The 13,542-nt window shown below is 40.4% G+C and carries 15 protein-coding genes; 8 read left to right on the top strand and 7 right to left on the bottom strand.

Annotation, left to right across the window (positions count from 1 at the left end; translation table 11 throughout):
* Positions 1 to 21 precede the first annotated feature (21 nt).
* The 3 genes from K8L98_RS09525 to K8L98_RS09515 all read left to right on the top strand — a co-directional run bounded on the left by K8L98_RS09525 (position 22) and on the right by K8L98_RS09515 (position 3,591).
* Positions 22 to 1,317, top strand: coding sequence for an MFS transporter (locus K8L98_RS09525; RefSeq protein ID WP_223441708.1), 1,296 nt, complete (start codon positions 22 to 24; stop codon positions 1,315 to 1,317).
* A 223-nt stretch (positions 1,318 to 1,540) separates the two neighbouring features.
* Positions 1,541 to 2,953, top strand: a complete 1,413-nt coding sequence (locus tag K8L98_RS09520; protein WP_223443290.1) for an HD domain-containing phosphohydrolase — start codon at positions 1,541 to 1,543, stop codon at positions 2,951 to 2,953.
* A 167-nt stretch (positions 2,954 to 3,120) separates the two neighbouring features.
* The gene (locus K8L98_RS09515; protein ID WP_223441704.1) at positions 3,121 to 3,591 is read left to right on the top strand and encodes a YkyB family protein; all 471 of its coding nucleotides are present in this window, start codon (positions 3,121 to 3,123) and stop codon (positions 3,589 to 3,591) included.
* 72 nt (positions 3,592 to 3,663) lie between these two features.
* On the opposite strand, the gene K8L98_RS09510 is transcribed toward K8L98_RS09515, so the two are convergent.
* The 3 genes from K8L98_RS09510 to K8L98_RS09500 form a co-directional block, all read right to left on the bottom strand.
* Entirely contained in the window at positions 3,664 to 4,212 is a 549-nt protein-coding gene (locus tag K8L98_RS09510) for an HD domain-containing protein (RefSeq protein WP_223441700.1), read from the bottom strand.
* Positions 4,213 to 4,231: 19 nt separating this feature from the next.
* The gene (locus K8L98_RS09505; protein WP_223441697.1) at positions 4,232 to 5,134 is read right to left on the bottom strand and encodes a chemotaxis protein; all 903 of its coding nucleotides are present in this window, start codon (positions 5,132 to 5,134) and stop codon (positions 4,232 to 4,234) included.
* A gap of 189 nt (positions 5,135 to 5,323) precedes the next feature.
* The gene (locus K8L98_RS09500; protein WP_223441694.1) at positions 5,324 to 6,643 is read right to left on the bottom strand and encodes an MFS transporter; all 1,320 of its coding nucleotides are present in this window, start codon (positions 6,641 to 6,643) and stop codon (positions 5,324 to 5,326) included.
* A 234-nt stretch (positions 6,644 to 6,877) separates the two neighbouring features.
* Between K8L98_RS09500 and K8L98_RS09495 the strand changes: the two genes are divergently transcribed.
* Positions 6,878 to 8,164: an NCS2 family permease gene (locus tag K8L98_RS09495; protein ID WP_223441691.1), complete on the top strand. Its 1,287-nt coding sequence runs from the start codon at positions 6,878 to 6,880 to the stop codon at positions 8,162 to 8,164.
* A 276-nt stretch (positions 8,165 to 8,440) separates the two neighbouring features.
* On the opposite strand, the gene K8L98_RS09490 is transcribed toward K8L98_RS09495, so the two are convergent.
* Both K8L98_RS09490 and K8L98_RS09485 read right to left on the bottom strand, forming a co-directional pair.
* Positions 8,441 to 8,923, bottom strand: coding sequence for a DinB family protein (locus K8L98_RS09490; RefSeq protein ID WP_223441689.1), 483 nt, complete (start codon positions 8,921 to 8,923; stop codon positions 8,441 to 8,443).
* Between the two features lie 50 nt (positions 8,924 to 8,973).
* Positions 8,974 to 10,221 carry an ATP-binding protein gene (locus K8L98_RS09485; protein ID WP_223441687.1) on the bottom strand — a complete coding sequence of 416 codons (1,248 nt, stop codon included), beginning with the start codon at positions 10,219 to 10,221 and terminating at the stop codon, positions 8,974 to 8,976.
* A gap of 220 nt (positions 10,222 to 10,441) precedes the next feature.
* Between K8L98_RS09485 and K8L98_RS09480 the strand changes: the two genes are divergently transcribed.
* The 4 genes from K8L98_RS09480 (at position 10,442) to K8L98_RS09470 (ending at position 12,331) form a co-directional block, all read left to right on the top strand.
* Positions 10,442 to 10,999, top strand: coding sequence for a PadR family transcriptional regulator (locus K8L98_RS09480; protein ID WP_223441686.1), 558 nt, complete (start codon positions 10,442 to 10,444; stop codon positions 10,997 to 10,999).
* A gap of 163 nt (positions 11,000 to 11,162) precedes the next feature.
* Positions 11,163 to 11,369 (top strand): GNAT family N-acetyltransferase, encoded by a 207-nt coding sequence (locus K8L98_RS26840; RefSeq protein WP_223441685.1) that lies wholly within the window; start codon positions 11,163 to 11,165, stop codon positions 11,367 to 11,369.
* A gap of 201 nt (positions 11,370 to 11,570) precedes the next feature.
* The gene (locus K8L98_RS09475; RefSeq protein WP_223441684.1) at positions 11,571 to 11,768 is read left to right on the top strand and encodes a hypothetical protein; all 198 of its coding nucleotides are present in this window, start codon (positions 11,571 to 11,573) and stop codon (positions 11,766 to 11,768) included.
* A 164-nt stretch (positions 11,769 to 11,932) separates the two neighbouring features.
* Positions 11,933 to 12,331, top strand: a complete 399-nt coding sequence (locus tag K8L98_RS09470) for a collagen-like protein (protein WP_223443288.1) — start codon at positions 11,933 to 11,935, stop codon at positions 12,329 to 12,331.
* 327 nt (positions 12,332 to 12,658) lie between these two features.
* Here the strand turns inward: K8L98_RS09470 and K8L98_RS09465 are convergent, their stop codons facing one another.
* Both K8L98_RS09465 and K8L98_RS09460 read right to left on the bottom strand, forming a co-directional pair.
* Positions 12,659 to 13,219: a TIGR00725 family protein gene (locus K8L98_RS09465; RefSeq protein ID WP_223441683.1), complete on the bottom strand. Its 561-nt coding sequence runs from the start codon at positions 13,217 to 13,219 to the stop codon at positions 12,659 to 12,661.
* A gap of 66 nt (positions 13,220 to 13,285) precedes the next feature.
* Positions 13,286 to 13,486, bottom strand: coding sequence for a hypothetical protein (locus tag K8L98_RS09460; protein WP_223441681.1), 201 nt, complete (start codon positions 13,484 to 13,486; stop codon positions 13,286 to 13,288).
* Between the last annotated feature and the right edge of the window lie 56 nt (positions 13,487 to 13,542).

Genomic DNA, 13,542 nt, shown 5'->3' with positions numbered 1-13,542 from the left:
TGCAAAATAAGGAGCTGCGTTATGAAAATCTTTGAAAACAGAAATTTTGTGAAGCTCTTTTTTGCTGCCTTGGCCTCACAAATGGGCACGACGATCGGAAATATGGCTTTTGCCTTTTATTTGCTTGATCGGTTCAGCCATCAGCCTTCTTTTGCAACCATGGCGGAGCTTATGTATTCCCTGCCGACTTTATTTGTTTTCTTTTTAGTCGGGGTGGTTGCAGACAGATTTGACCGAAAAAAAGTAGCTGAAAATTGTGATTGGATCAGAGCCATTCTTACAGTCCTTCTTTTTGGCTCATTATTCTTGAATTCCATTCCGCTCGTATTTTTCTTATTATTTCTGCGGAGTGCCGTTACCAAGTTTTTCTATCCTGCAGAAGCAAGTCTTGTTCAAAGCATATTAAACAAAGATCAATATGCCCAGGCAGCAGGCCTCAATCAAATGCTGTTCAGTATTTTCATGGTATTTGGTGTGGGACTCGGGGCCCTTGCCTATAAAACAATTGGACTTCAGGGTGCTGTAGCAGTAGATTTTTTCAGTTTTGTGATTTCTGCTATTCTAATCCGCAGATGTAAAATACCAATGGAAGCAAGGCTGCCAAATGGTAAAATAAAATGGAAAGATTTCAGTATTGGGGCCTCGTTCAGAGACTTCAAGGATGGAATTCTTTATATTGCGGGAAATAAGCTATTAGCTTCTCTGATTTTTGGTTTTTTTGTTTTTGGATTTGTAAACGGAGCATTTGCCATTTTGCCGATCTTTACAATGAAGTATGAATTGTCTCCTGATAACTATGAAAAATATGCTTCATACTTTGCGATTTCTCTTGGGATTGGCCTTCTTGCCGGAAGCGGCATCGGGGCATTGATCTCTTCTAAAATTAAACCGCATCATATGATGATTTACCCGATTTTCCTGAGCGGCATCTTGATTTATATATTAGGTTTGACAGATCATATGGGTATTTTTTTAGCTACTGTTTTTATTATTGGGACATGCATTGGCCCTATAAATATAGCAATTGGCGGCTGGATGCCGAAAATTGTGCATCCAAAGCTGATGGGGCGGGTCAGCGGCTGGATAGATCCTCTCATGATGTTCGCACAATCGATTACGCTCGGACTGATTGCCTTGCTTTTCCCGAAGATCATCAGCAATATTGAGTATCTCTATTACGGCATGGCAACAGTTATTCTGCTGGTTTTCCTATTTTACGCACTCACTCTGCCGAAGCTGAGCAGAGAGCTCGAATTTTCTCAAGCTAAAAGAACTCGTCTTGCTTCAACAAGAAAAGGACAGGTTCATATCTCTTAAAGTCAGCAATGCAGACAGCATTTGCTGTCTTTTTTATTTTCCCTCTTTACCTTTTTCATAGGCAGACTGTTAAATTTTTGGATAAATGGCCGATAAATAAGCTGAAGTCTAACTTTTAAGGTTGTGTCCCTGTCTGAATACATATAAAGAATTCTTAAAAAAACTGCTGATCAATTATTTTATTGGTTCTTTCATTGCTGTCTTTGGAATCGGCTCTTTGTTTATGTTTTCCACTTTAGTCATTTCTTCTTTAGAAATAGGGATTCTGCTGTTTATACTAAGTATATCCATTGTTTGCATGGGGCTTTGTGAATGGTTTGTATTCAAAAAGCATATAAATCCCATCAGGCGGGTATTTAAAAATGGGGATCTCTCATTTGAAGCCATTGAGAATGCTTACTCTCAAGCACATCGATTTCCATCGCTGTCCGTGTACCGGATTTTCGGACCTCATCTCTTCGGTCTATCCATCCCTGCTGTCCTGCTGGCAGCAGTGTTTATCCAGACGGAGTTGCTTAGCTTGCCGCTTTACTATACGCTTCTCGCAACAGCTGGCGCGGTCCTGATTGCCGGAATGCACGGCATTATTGAGTTTTTCTTATCTTCAAAAGCGGTCAGGCCATTGTTGATCACTCTTCGAAACAAAGCGCTGATGCTTCACGGTGCAGATTTAACATCAGAAGCAAAAATACATATATCTATTCAGCAGAAGGTGCTGTACAGCGCGATTTATATTGGTGTTTTTCCTCTCCTTTTATTTACGCTGGCGACACAAATCCGTTTTCTGGAAAATCCGGTACCTCTTTTATCCGAATATTGGAGCTGGGCGATTTTTATCTTAATCGTATCTGTCTTGTTCGCTGTGTTCGGTGCTTTTTTATTGTTCAAAAATATATCTGAACCGATTGAGAAGCTCCAGTTCGGCATGTCAGAAGTTGAACAAGGACACCTTTCCTATAGAAATGAAGTGTATTCTGATGAATTTTCTAAATTGATAGCAGGCTTTAATAAAATGATCCGCAGGCTTAAGGAAAGAGATCAAATTAACAGTCAGCTATTGGAGAGCCTGTATACAACTCTCGCATTGGCACTTGATGCAAGAGACCAATATACAGCAGGCCATTCAGTCCGCGTTGCAGAGTATTCTGTCTTAATCGGCAGAGAAGCAGGCTTATGCGAAGCAAGCCTGGACACCCTCCGCAAATCCGCCCTTCTTCATGATATTGGCAAAATAGGCATTAGAGACAGCATTCTGCTGAAAGAAGGACGATTAACCCATGAGGAATTCGAAGAAATTAAGAAGCACCCCGTCATAGGTGCAGGCATCTTATCAAATGTTCAGCCCGGTGAAATGATGGAGCCGCTTATCCCCGGTGTTAAGTATCATCATGAACGGTATGACGGCATGGGTTATCCTGATGGGCTTAGGGGTGATGACATTCCTTTATTTGGCAGAATCATGGCCGTTGCAGATGCGTATGATGCCATGACATCTGACCGGCCGTACAGACGCGGCATGCCGGCTGAAAAAGCGCTGTCCATTATCGAAGAAGGAAAAGGAACGCAGTGGGATCCGGAGTTTGCAGAGCTTTTTCTGAATGTAATGGACTGCCAAAGAGAATCAAAATCTGGTTAAGCGGCGTGAGGGAGGCAGCTGCTTTTACTGGATTCTCTTGCCTCGTAATAGATTGAGCACTCCTTCGTATTCAAAAAGGAGTGGCCGCTTTTTTCGAATGGGTTGCAATTTACACATGAAAACGTATAATTTAGTTAAGCATACATAACCTGCAAAGGAGAGAAAGAATGGACGATCATAATCGAAACCAGCCATTGAAGCCGACAACTGAAAATATTGCAAAAGCGATTTATATTGTTAACCGCCATGCAAAAACAGCTCCGGATCCTAAATTTTTATATACTCTTAAAAAACGTGCACTTCATAAACTTCTTACTGAGGGAAGAGCAAAAAAGGAAGGTCTTCACTTTTCCAATAATCCCAAAAACAGCAAACAGCAATCAGATGTACTTGTCTCTGCAGGAGAATATTATTTCCATATGCCTCCCACAAAAGATGACTTCGAAAACCTCCCACATCTTGGTTCACTGAATCAAACGTACCGGAACCCAAAAATACATTTACCTTTAGCAAAAGCTAAAGCGCTGCTGCAGCAATATGTCGGCATAAAGGAAATTTCGCCAACTGGATCATCTCCTAAAAAACCTTCTCCTACATATAAAAAACCTGTTTTTAAACGTTTGGGCGAAAGCTATTGACCCCTATAACGAAAAGGAGCCTGATCCATTTACGGATCAGGCTCCTTTTCTCTGCCTGTGCATTCATATCATTTATTCGCTGAAAAACTCCTTAACAAGGCGTTTGTAAACAAAGAAAAAACTCGGGATCTCTTTTGGTTCGAGGTTCTTAAAAAGATTTTCGGAAATGGAACGGTGATACCATGCCTGCTTGTCTTTTCCCCGGTTAAACATTCTCCAGATATCATCGCCATGCTTTTTGTTTTCCTTTAGAAGGCTCTCTAGATTGTCCAGCTTATCGGCAGCTAAAATCGCTTTTTCTTCGATGCCCGCAAGACTTGCTGACTGAATGGTATGCTGCTTCCGTTCTTCCCATGTCAGTGATTTATCCTCGGTATTAAAAGCAACAAGAGAGGCTACATCCCCGCCAAATATATCTTTGATTTGTGCTATTGATGTTTCCGTATCTTCCACGGCATCGTGCAAAAATCCAGCTGCAACAACCTCTTCCCTAAATCCCGCTTTAAAGAGAGTAAGCGCAGTGTTTTCCACGTGTGTGAAGTATGGTCCCCCGTCTAGCCTGCGGATCTGCCCTTCATGTGCTCGCTCTGCAAAACGTTTTGCTTTATCCGTTAAATTCATTGTGATTCACCTGCATTTTTTATAGAATGTATTGATCAATCAGATTAACCAGTTCAGCAATCTCAGGCTTGCTGACTTGAGCATCGGCTCCAACTTTTTGGCCCTTATGCTTCAAGTCATTTGTGATTAAAGAGGAAAAGATGATGACTGGCAGTCCAGCGAGCTTATTGTTTTCTTTTATTCGTTTCGTTAAATGAAGCCCATCCATTTGCGGCATTTCAATATCCGTAATCACAAGCTTAACTTCTTCTTTTACTTTCTTGCCCTCTTCAGACAGTGAATACAGGTATTCATATGCATCTTTCCCATTTTCAAAAAACTCAAGATTCGTAAAGCCTGCCTCTTGCAAGGTATCATGGAGGAGCCCCCTCAGTAAAGGAGAATCCTCCGCGATCACAATTCTTTTTGCAGAGCGTTCACGTTTGCCCATTTTTTTCACTTGATCAATATGGATGCCTGATTCCGGATTTAATTCAACCATGATTTTTTCAAAATCAGGCAGAAGGATCATCTCTCCCATCCATTTCACTACACCGGTTATTTGACTTTCAAGCCCTTGATAAAGCATTGAGGGCTTTTCGATTAAACTCCATGAAATCCGGTGAATCTGTGTCACACTGTGAACATGAAAAATAATTTTTTGCTGATTAAACTCCGTTACAATCAGCTTATCTGATTGTGGATTTTGACTTTGAGCCAGCCCAAGCGCTTTTGCCGCATCGACGACCGGCAGTACTTCTCCCCTAAGCTCAGTTATCCCTTCCAAGTTTGGATGAGCATGGGGCACTTTTGTCATGCTTTGAAGCTGAATAATTTCTTTTACTTTTATCACATTAATGCCAAATTTCAGCCCTGCAACTGTAAATTCGACGATCTCGAGTTCATTTGTTCCGCTTTCTAATAAGATATCCGTTTGCTGCATTGTATTCTCCCTCTCTCCGTAAAAATATCCTTTATAGGTTTATTATCGGACTGTCTTCTTTTTTATAAAGAAAAACGGGGAAAAGCTTGAGAAGCACTCAAGCTTTTTGGCAGAATCAACACCCCAGCGGGTTCTTTCCATAGGATATCACTTCTTTTATGAGTTTCACCCATATATAGATGGTATCAGCTACTTATTCTCATCCGGAACAAATGAATGAACGACAAGCCCGATTAAAGCAAGGATCATAAGAGATCCAATAGCAATTCGGCTTGCAAGATCACCGTAATCAGCAAGCACTAGCGTAATCGTCCCGTACAGAAGCGGTCCTGCAATAGATGACACTTTGCCGGAAAAAGCAAACAGCCCAAAAAATTGGCCTCTCTTCTCCTTGGGAGTCAGTTCAACTATATAGGTCCTCGTTGTGACCCACATTGCACCAAGGGCTACCCCAAATAAACTTCCAGCTATCCAGAACATGAGCGGATTGACAGCAAACGCGGCAAAAGCAAGAGCGATCAGGAGAACAAAGGCGACCACCGTAATGCTTCTTTTCGTACCAATGGACTTCGTTATATATCCAAAGGTAAAAGAACCTGCAATGCTTGCAACTGTCGAAACAAGATAGAGAAGAATAAACTCGCCTGATGAAAAACCGACAATTGCTTTTGAATAAATTGCCATCATCGTAATGGCTGTAGCAATCGCATCGTTTAAAAAGAAATATGCAATCATGAACAAAAAAGCCGCCCGGTGTGTCCGGATATCTTTAAATGTTTGATAAATTTCAATATAGCCGCTTATGAATGAGGACTTTTTCTGATCCTGTAAAACCGGCTCTTCTTTTACTAAAAGAAATAATGGAAGGGAAAAAATGAGAAACATCAGAGCTGTCGGTATGAACGCATGATGATAGCCTGATTCTCCTATAAATGGATATACAGTAAGTCCAACGAGTGTACCAACATACCCCACTGCAACTCCAAAACCTGAAATCAAAGGAATTTCTTTCTGTGTACCTAAATCCGAGATCATTGAGTCGTAGAAAATCAAACTTGAATGGTAAAAAAATTTAGCAATGATAAACAGCAAAATAACAAACACTAATGCCAGGGGAAGTCCAAATATGGTTTGGGAAAAACGTGTCATAGCGAAGATTCCCATTAAAATAGTGCAGGCTACAGTAATAAGAGTAAATGGAAAAATGTATCGTTTTTTTCTGCCAGTTCTGTCAATCATCACGCCGAACAGCGGTGAAAAAAGAACAAGGAAAAAGCTTGCAGCCGCATTTGCATATGAAATAAATGTGCTTGCAATTTGATCCAATCGTTCATTTTCACCTATCACTTCCTGCAGATAAAAAGGAAAAAAGATGGTCGTTATGTTTGAAGAAAAGATTGTATTTGCAAAATCATACAGCGCCCATGACAAGATGGGCAGGGAAAAATAAAGATGCCACGCTCTCTGGTGTTTTTTTAACGCATCAGTATGCTGTTCTAATTGCGCCATATAAGTTCCCCCATACCTTGATTTAGTTAGTACTCATAGTAAATTCTTTACCTGAATAGATACTCCCTGCTTTTTTACAAATATTTAACATGAATGCAATTGCCGGCTTTCAAAAAATAACAAATAAAGATAATGCACAAAGTTCCCCGGCTTGATATAATGCTATATGTGAATCGGCTTCTGCCGATTGTACGGGTTGGGTCGAGGGTTACTTTTTAAGGAAGGTTTTAAAAATTGCATAAGTACTTTCAGCTTAAGCAACATGACACGACTGTCAAAAAAGAGCTGCTTGCAGGAATTGTTTCCTTCTTTACAATTGTGTATATTGTAGTCGTAAATGGAGCGATTCTAGCTGATGCCGGTATACCGATTGAAGCAGGAATCATTGCAACCATCTTAACTTCATTTGCAGGATGCATTTTGATGGGCTTTATTGGAAATACTCCCATCATTCTTGTTCCCGGAATGGGTGTTAATGCACTATTTACGTACACAATCTGCGGTTCGATGGGACTTTCATGGCAAGAGGGACTTGCAGTGGTCTTTGTATCCGGCATTCTTTTCGCCATCGTTGCGTTTACAAAGCTATCCGGAATTATCAGCGCTTCTATTCCAAATTCGCTGAAGGAAGCCATAACTGTTGGAATCGGTATTTTCCTTACATTTATCGGTCTCCAAAAAGGCGGAATTGTAACAGGCAGCGACACGACATTTGTGAAACTGGGCGATTTTACTGATCCCCATGTGATTGTCACACTGATCACCTTGCTTATTACGATTACTTTATTTGCACGAAACATTCCAGGCAATTTCTTAATCAGCATTCTGCTTGGTACAGCCATCGCTGCAGGATTCGGGTTAATTAATAACAGTGCACAAGGTACTGCATCTCCTTTTTCAATGGGCGCATATTTTGAAGTATTTGGCGCGATGTCTTTTGAAAAAATAACAGATCTGGCCTTTTGGACAGCGACTTTTTCATTAACGATGGTCATCGTTTTTGAAAACATCGGACTCGTTCACGGACATGTTAACATGATTAACAGACCGGACAGATACAAAGGCTCGCTTCAGGCAAATGCGATATCTGCCATTACCGCTGGCCTATTCGGCACAAGTCCTACTGTCAGCACAGTGGAAACTGCGGCTGGAATTTCAGCAGGCGGCAGAACAGGCTTAACAGCGATAACCACCGGTTTGCTGTTTTTAAGTTCATTGTTCTTTTTGCCTTATATCAAAATGATCCCAGACAGTGCCATTGCGCCTATTCTAATTCTAATCGGCGGATTGATGATTCAGAATATCCAAAACATCGATTTAAAAGATTTTACGGAAAGCTTTCCAGCATTCCTGATTATCGCTCTCATTCCACTCACATACAGCATTGTAGATGGAATGGCTTTTGGATTTATTGCTTACCCGATTTTAAAAATGGTCATGAAGCGTACAAGAGAAGTAGCGCTGCCTTTATACGTTATCGCGTTACTTTTCCTTGCAAATTTCATTACACATACAATATAGAAAAGCGGAGCCGACTGGTCAGACTCGGGCAGACAGATAAGAATTCACCCGAAAAGTCCGTGTTTGACTTTCCTGAGGGAATTTGTTCTGGCCGAGGGGCTAGGAGGCGGAGCTAGACAATAGAAAAGCGGAATCGTCCGCAGAAAAAAACCGCTCATTGATTTGAGCGGTTTTCTTCTGCTTATTGCTTATTTTTCATTTTCATCAAAACCAATACAGCACTGAACAAAAAAATGGCACCGGCAGCAGCTAGCGCCTGAATTAGAAAGTTTATCATCAAATCCCGCAGCTTTCATTTTTTGCTAGAAAAGCGGCAATTTGAGCTTTATGGTGGAGATCATGTCCTATAAAATCCTCCATATAGCTTGCAATCGTAAATGGATGATTCCCAATTTTAAAGTGAAATTGATGTTCTTCCCCTTCAAATTTAAGAAAGCCCTCAACTGCATCAGAACGAATCTCGATAAATTCATCAATCAGCTCATTCTTAGTCACACCGCTTTTTGCATATTCTGCTGCCCGATCATTCACACTTTGAAAATCAGGAAAAGGATCCAGTACCGCATTTTCCTTAAGCTTTCCTAGTCTCTGATCTAACGTAAACCTGTCCCAGGCAATGAAATGAGAAATGATTTCTGCAGAAGACCATTTCCCTTCATCAATAGGCTGAAGCCATTCTTCATGACTCAGCTGTTTTAATGACAGCACCCAGGAATCAAAGTTTTTATAATGATTTTTCATTTCTTCAATTGTTCTCATAAATATCCCCCCTGCTGCTCACTTCTCCGCAAACGTGAGTTTCTCCTTCCTTACTGACACAAATGAAGGCTGATTGTCACAGTTGTTCCTTTTCCAATCTCGCTTTCATATTCAACTGTGCCCTTCATTTCGCGGATGAGCCGATTCGTAATCATTGAACCAAGGCCTGTGCCTTTTGATTTTGTCGTATAAAATGGAAGGCCTAAATGCTGCAGCTCTTCATCTGTCATGCCTTTTCCTGTATCTTTAACGACAATGATCACGGTACCGTTCATATAATTTGTTTTTTTGGTAATTTGAATCTCGCCGCCATCTTCTATGGCTTCAATTCCATTTTTTATCACATTCATTAAAGATTGCTTCAAAAGTGCAATATCGCCATATACAGAGCTTTTTTCATCACTTTGATAAGATAAAGTTACATTTGAGTAGGATCCAAGCGGTTTTAAAAGCTGAATAATGTCTTCTAAAACACGATCGATTTCTATTTTTGTCAATTCATGATGATGCGGTTTTGCAAGCTGTAAATAGTCAGTGATGATTTTATTGGTGCGGTCTAATTCATCCAGAATTAAGGGAGAAAATTTCTTTAAATTATCATCCTTTGTATCCTGCTGGATATATTGAATGAATCCTCTGACGGTTGTGATTGGATTTCTGATTTCATGAGCAATGGCAGCTGCCATCTGGCCAATTGTCGTCAGTTTATCCACATAAACCATTTCATCGAATTGCTTATTGGTTTTAATCAAACTTTCAATGATAAAAATCATTGACAAGTAGGAAAGATAAAACGCCAAAAAGTAGACGAAATAAAATTGAAATTCCAGAAAGTTAATATACGTATAGATGATTGAAATATAGAAAAGAAAATAGACAAGAACTAAAATCGTCCCGCTTATGTATTTCAATTCTGACTGAAAAAAATACTTTCTGAACAAGAGCCCCATTAAATATGCTGTAAGAGTGACAACGATGCCGATCAGGTAAAAATCTCCCCCGATCAAATATCTTGCAAGACATGTTACAATTAGGACAATTCCACCTGAAATCCAGCCTGAATAAAGGGTAGTAATCAGGACAAAGACCATTCTTAAATCAAAATAAGTCTCTCCAAGCGTTTCTATCGGATAGGCCATACAGAGCAAGGCCCCAAAAGCACTGATCAATCCGTATATGACCCTTTGTTTTACAGATGCCTTCAGCTTTGTATTAAAAGGGAAAAAAAGGTTTGCGTTAAAGGTCAGCGAAAATAATATCGTAATGTTAACAAGCAGAGGTTTGATAATAGATAACACTTAGTTTCCCCCATAAAGGAAATATTTTTTTCAAACACTTTATTTTAAAGGATATAATAAAAAATTGAAAGAAAAATTTTAATAAACATTCATAATCTTTCCTTTCCCTTTCATTTAAAACATGAACCACAAGTGAAATATTGATAAATGGCCAAACTAGACTATATAATTTAGGTAAGCTGAAAAAGATGCATCAGCTTCAGTAAAGCGAGGGTACACGATGTCCATGAAGTTAGTTATTCTCGGTCTTTTAATGGAACGGGATGCCCATCCTTATGAAATGAAACAAACAATGGAACAAAGACATATGGATCATTTTATGAAACTGCAAAAAGGATCACTCTATTACGCAGTAGAGCAGCTCCACAAAAATAATTATATAAAGGTAGTCGATGTGATCAAGGATACAAACAGACCGGATAAAACAATCTACCAGATTACCGACTCCGGAAAAGAGCTGTTTCACAAGCTGATTCTTAAGGAATTATCCAGCGACTCCAATTTATATCATCCCCTTTTTACGGGCGTTGCTTTTGCCCTGCATGGAAATCCGCAGGAAATAGCAGATATTCTTGAAAAAAGAATGGCTTTAACCGAAAAAAGAGTTCAAGAACTTTCAAGCATTTTAGAGTATTATAAACAATTGCCAAGGGCAGTGATCCATTTGATTAAAGGGTCCATTCTTCACGGAGAAGCTGAGCTTACATGGCTGAAGAACTTGATAGCTGATGCACGTGCAGAAAAACTGCAGACTCTCGGTGGTGCTGATGAAAATTAGATTATTCGAACCAAAAGACCGGAACACCATTATTAAACTTTATATCGGGTCAGTGTATGACCGAATGAGTATTCGGTCATGCACCTGAACGCAAACGCTCGCTCCAAAAAACATAGATCATTACTCAAACTGGAGCGATTAGCAGACGGTCAATCCAACTCTTGTGGCCGCTCACAGCCAAAAGATTATCGGGTTTGAAATACTGACTCAAAATAGAGAAATCCGCTTTCTGTATACTCACACGGATCATCAAAGAAAAGGAACAGCATCCGCTCTTCTCCAGGGGCTTGAAGAAACAGCTAAGGAAGCAGACCACAAATCTCTAACCTTCAGTACCGGTATTACTGTTATAAAAAAAAGGCTCACTTGATACAGAGCAATACATAACAATCGATCCAATGCTTTTTATCAACTTTAAGATAAAAAAACAACTGTAAATTTCCTGTAAACGATTTCGATTTGGCGATTTTATGACATCTTCTTATATTTGTTAGATAACTGCCGCAAACATGGTAAAATACAACCTGTGTTTTCAGTTCGTTCTATCAATTCAAAAGAAGGTGTTTTTTCGGTGGGAACCGTTTTATTGTTTCATCATAATCAAGAAATAACAATCTTAGAGGATGTACCTGAAGAAAAGTATGCAGAATTAAAAAAGCAATCAGGCTGCGGTACAGACAGCTATAAAATAAATGACCGGGAAATTAAGTGCTCTGAAATTCAATTTACTGTCTGGCAGGAACAGATGGATTGGGATTTTGGGTATTAAGAAAAGCGGAAATATACACTTCAATGAATAAAACATTGAAGTGTTTTTTTATAGATTAATCTTGCAATGTTCACAAATTTCCTATTGGGATATTATCATAATCACTCCCTCTTACATTCTTGCATATGGTGTTTGTGTAGGCTAATGAGGAGAGGAATGTGAATATGTATTATCCATATGATTATCAATTATTCAGTGGAACGCCCGGCGGAGGATTTGGACCAAGAAGCGGATTTGGTCCCGGAGGGTTTGGGCAGGGAGGCGGAATGCCGCCAGGACCCCCGCCTGGATTTGGCGGAGGACAGGGACAGGGACCAACGGGACCTCCGCCAAGTTATATTCCCCAGCAATCACCTTCCCTATTTGCTGTTGATCCAGGAGCCATCAGGGGCTGTTTATTCAGGTATACGTATGTTTGGCTGAACAACGGCAGAAGTTTTTGGTTTTACCCAACCTTTGTAGGCAGAACATCTGTTGCAGGATACAGATGGAGACCACGCCAATTCAGATGGGACTACTTTGGCATCGATACTCAAAGAATTGCTTCTTTTTCTTGCCGTTAATTAGAAAAGCGGAATCGCCCGTTTAGCTCCGACAGGCAGATAAGGGTTCGACAGAAAAGGCGCTTTTTGCCTTTACTGGCGAAGCCGTTCTGACCGAGGAGCTGGGTGATGGAGCTGGACAATTAGAAAAGCGGAATCACCCGTTTAGCTCCGACAGGCAGATAAGGGTTCGACAGAAAAGGCGCTTTTTGCCTTTACTGGCGAAGCCGTTCTGACCGAGGAGCTGGGTGATGGAGCTGGACAATTAGAAAAGCGGAATCGCCCGTTTAGCTCCGACAGGGAGAAAAGCAGAATATACAAAAAATCAGACCATACAGGTCTGATTTTTTAATCTCCGATGATTCCGGTATTCTTCCCTTCATCTAGAGGATGTTCAATTCGCAAGAAAGCTCTGTCTACAGCCATTTTTGCGGTGTTTGCATAGTGAATTTCTACGGTTCTTCTCTCATCAAGATAGGCACCTTCAAAGGCCACTTCTTTTACTTTGGTCGCCCATCCGCCGGATGTTTCTATGACAACAACAGGCTTTTTGTTCATATAAGCGGCTGACAGCTCTCCAAGCGTTCCGTTTCCGCCCCGAATCATGATGATGGCGTCTGATGAATGAATTAATATTAAGCTTCGGTAATCAAAGGACATGCCGGTTGTGATGGGAACATCCAAATAGTCATTCGCAACGTGTGTTTCATCTCCTGCGAGAATGCCGATGACAAGTCCGCCGGCCTGTTTCGCCCCTTTTGATGCTGCTTCCATCACACCGCTGCCGCCGCCAGTCAGCAGCACTGCATTTCTCAATGCAATCTCTGCTCCAACCTCTTCACTTATTAATTGAATTTCTTCGGGAATTTCTCCAGATTGGCCGATTACAGCAATTCTCTTCACGCTCATCCCGCCTTTTGATTCGTTTCCTTTATTATACTATGTTAACCTGATCTTTTCTCAAAAAAAACTGCCTTAGAGGCAGTTTGGTTCATTCATTCTTTCCTTCATGTTCGTCAGAAACGAATTTCTTCTTGTTGCTTGATTCAGAATCGAATTGATTTCATTTTTATAAAAGGTAAGATGTTCATAGGATACGGCAAAGAACATCTCCTGGTTCAATTTTTTTACAATCTGTTTTTCCACATCTGTCAGCAGGGTTTCATCAATTTGCATGGGATCACTCCGGTTGCTTTGTATTCTATAGGAAAGAATTCGTTTACGATCTTATA

Source organism: Metabacillus dongyingensis, assembly GCF_019933155.2.
Classification (GTDB): Bacteria; Bacillota; Bacilli; order Bacillales; family Bacillaceae; genus Bacillus_P; species Bacillus_P dongyingensis.
Note: the sequence above shows the minus strand (reverse complement) of the source record. Positions and strands in the feature narration are given on the sequence as shown.

Excerpts from the sequence above, each read along its gene's own strand:
- K8L98_RS09500 (WP_223441694.1), bottom strand. The coding sequence starts at position 6,643 with ATGGCGCAATTAGAACAGCATACTGATGCGTTAAAAAAACACCAGAGA.
- K8L98_RS09505 (WP_223441697.1), bottom strand. The coding sequence starts at position 5,134 with ATGCAGCAAACGGATATCTTATTAGAAAGCGGAACAAATGAACTCGAG.
- K8L98_RS09525 (WP_223441708.1), top strand. The coding sequence starts at position 22 with ATGAAAATCTTTGAAAACAGAAATTTTGTGAAGCTCTTTTTTGCTGCC.
- K8L98_RS09520 (WP_223443290.1), top strand. The coding sequence starts at position 1,541 with ATGTTTTCCACTTTAGTCATTTCTTCTTTAGAAATAGGGATTCTGCTG.
- K8L98_RS09490 (WP_223441689.1), bottom strand. The coding sequence starts at position 8,923 with ATGAGAACAATTGAAGAAATGAAAAATCATTATAAAAACTTTGATTCC.
- K8L98_RS09460 (WP_223441681.1), bottom strand. The coding sequence starts at position 13,486 with ATGCAAATTGATGAAACCCTGCTGACAGATGTGGAAAAACAGATTGTA.
- K8L98_RS09515 (WP_223441704.1), top strand. The coding sequence starts at position 3,121 with ATGGACGATCATAATCGAAACCAGCCATTGAAGCCGACAACTGAAAAT.
- K8L98_RS09510 (WP_223441700.1), bottom strand. The coding sequence starts at position 4,212 with ATGAATTTAACGGATAAAGCAAAACGTTTTGCAGAGCGAGCACATGAA.
- K8L98_RS09480 (WP_223441686.1), top strand. The coding sequence starts at position 10,442 with ATGTCCATGAAGTTAGTTATTCTCGGTCTTTTAATGGAACGGGATGCC.
- K8L98_RS09470 (WP_223443288.1), top strand. The coding sequence starts at position 11,933 with ATGTATTATCCATATGATTATCAATTATTCAGTGGAACGCCCGGCGGA.
- K8L98_RS09465 (WP_223441683.1), bottom strand. The coding sequence starts at position 13,219 with ATGAGCGTGAAGAGAATTGCTGTAATCGGCCAATCTGGAGAAATTCCC.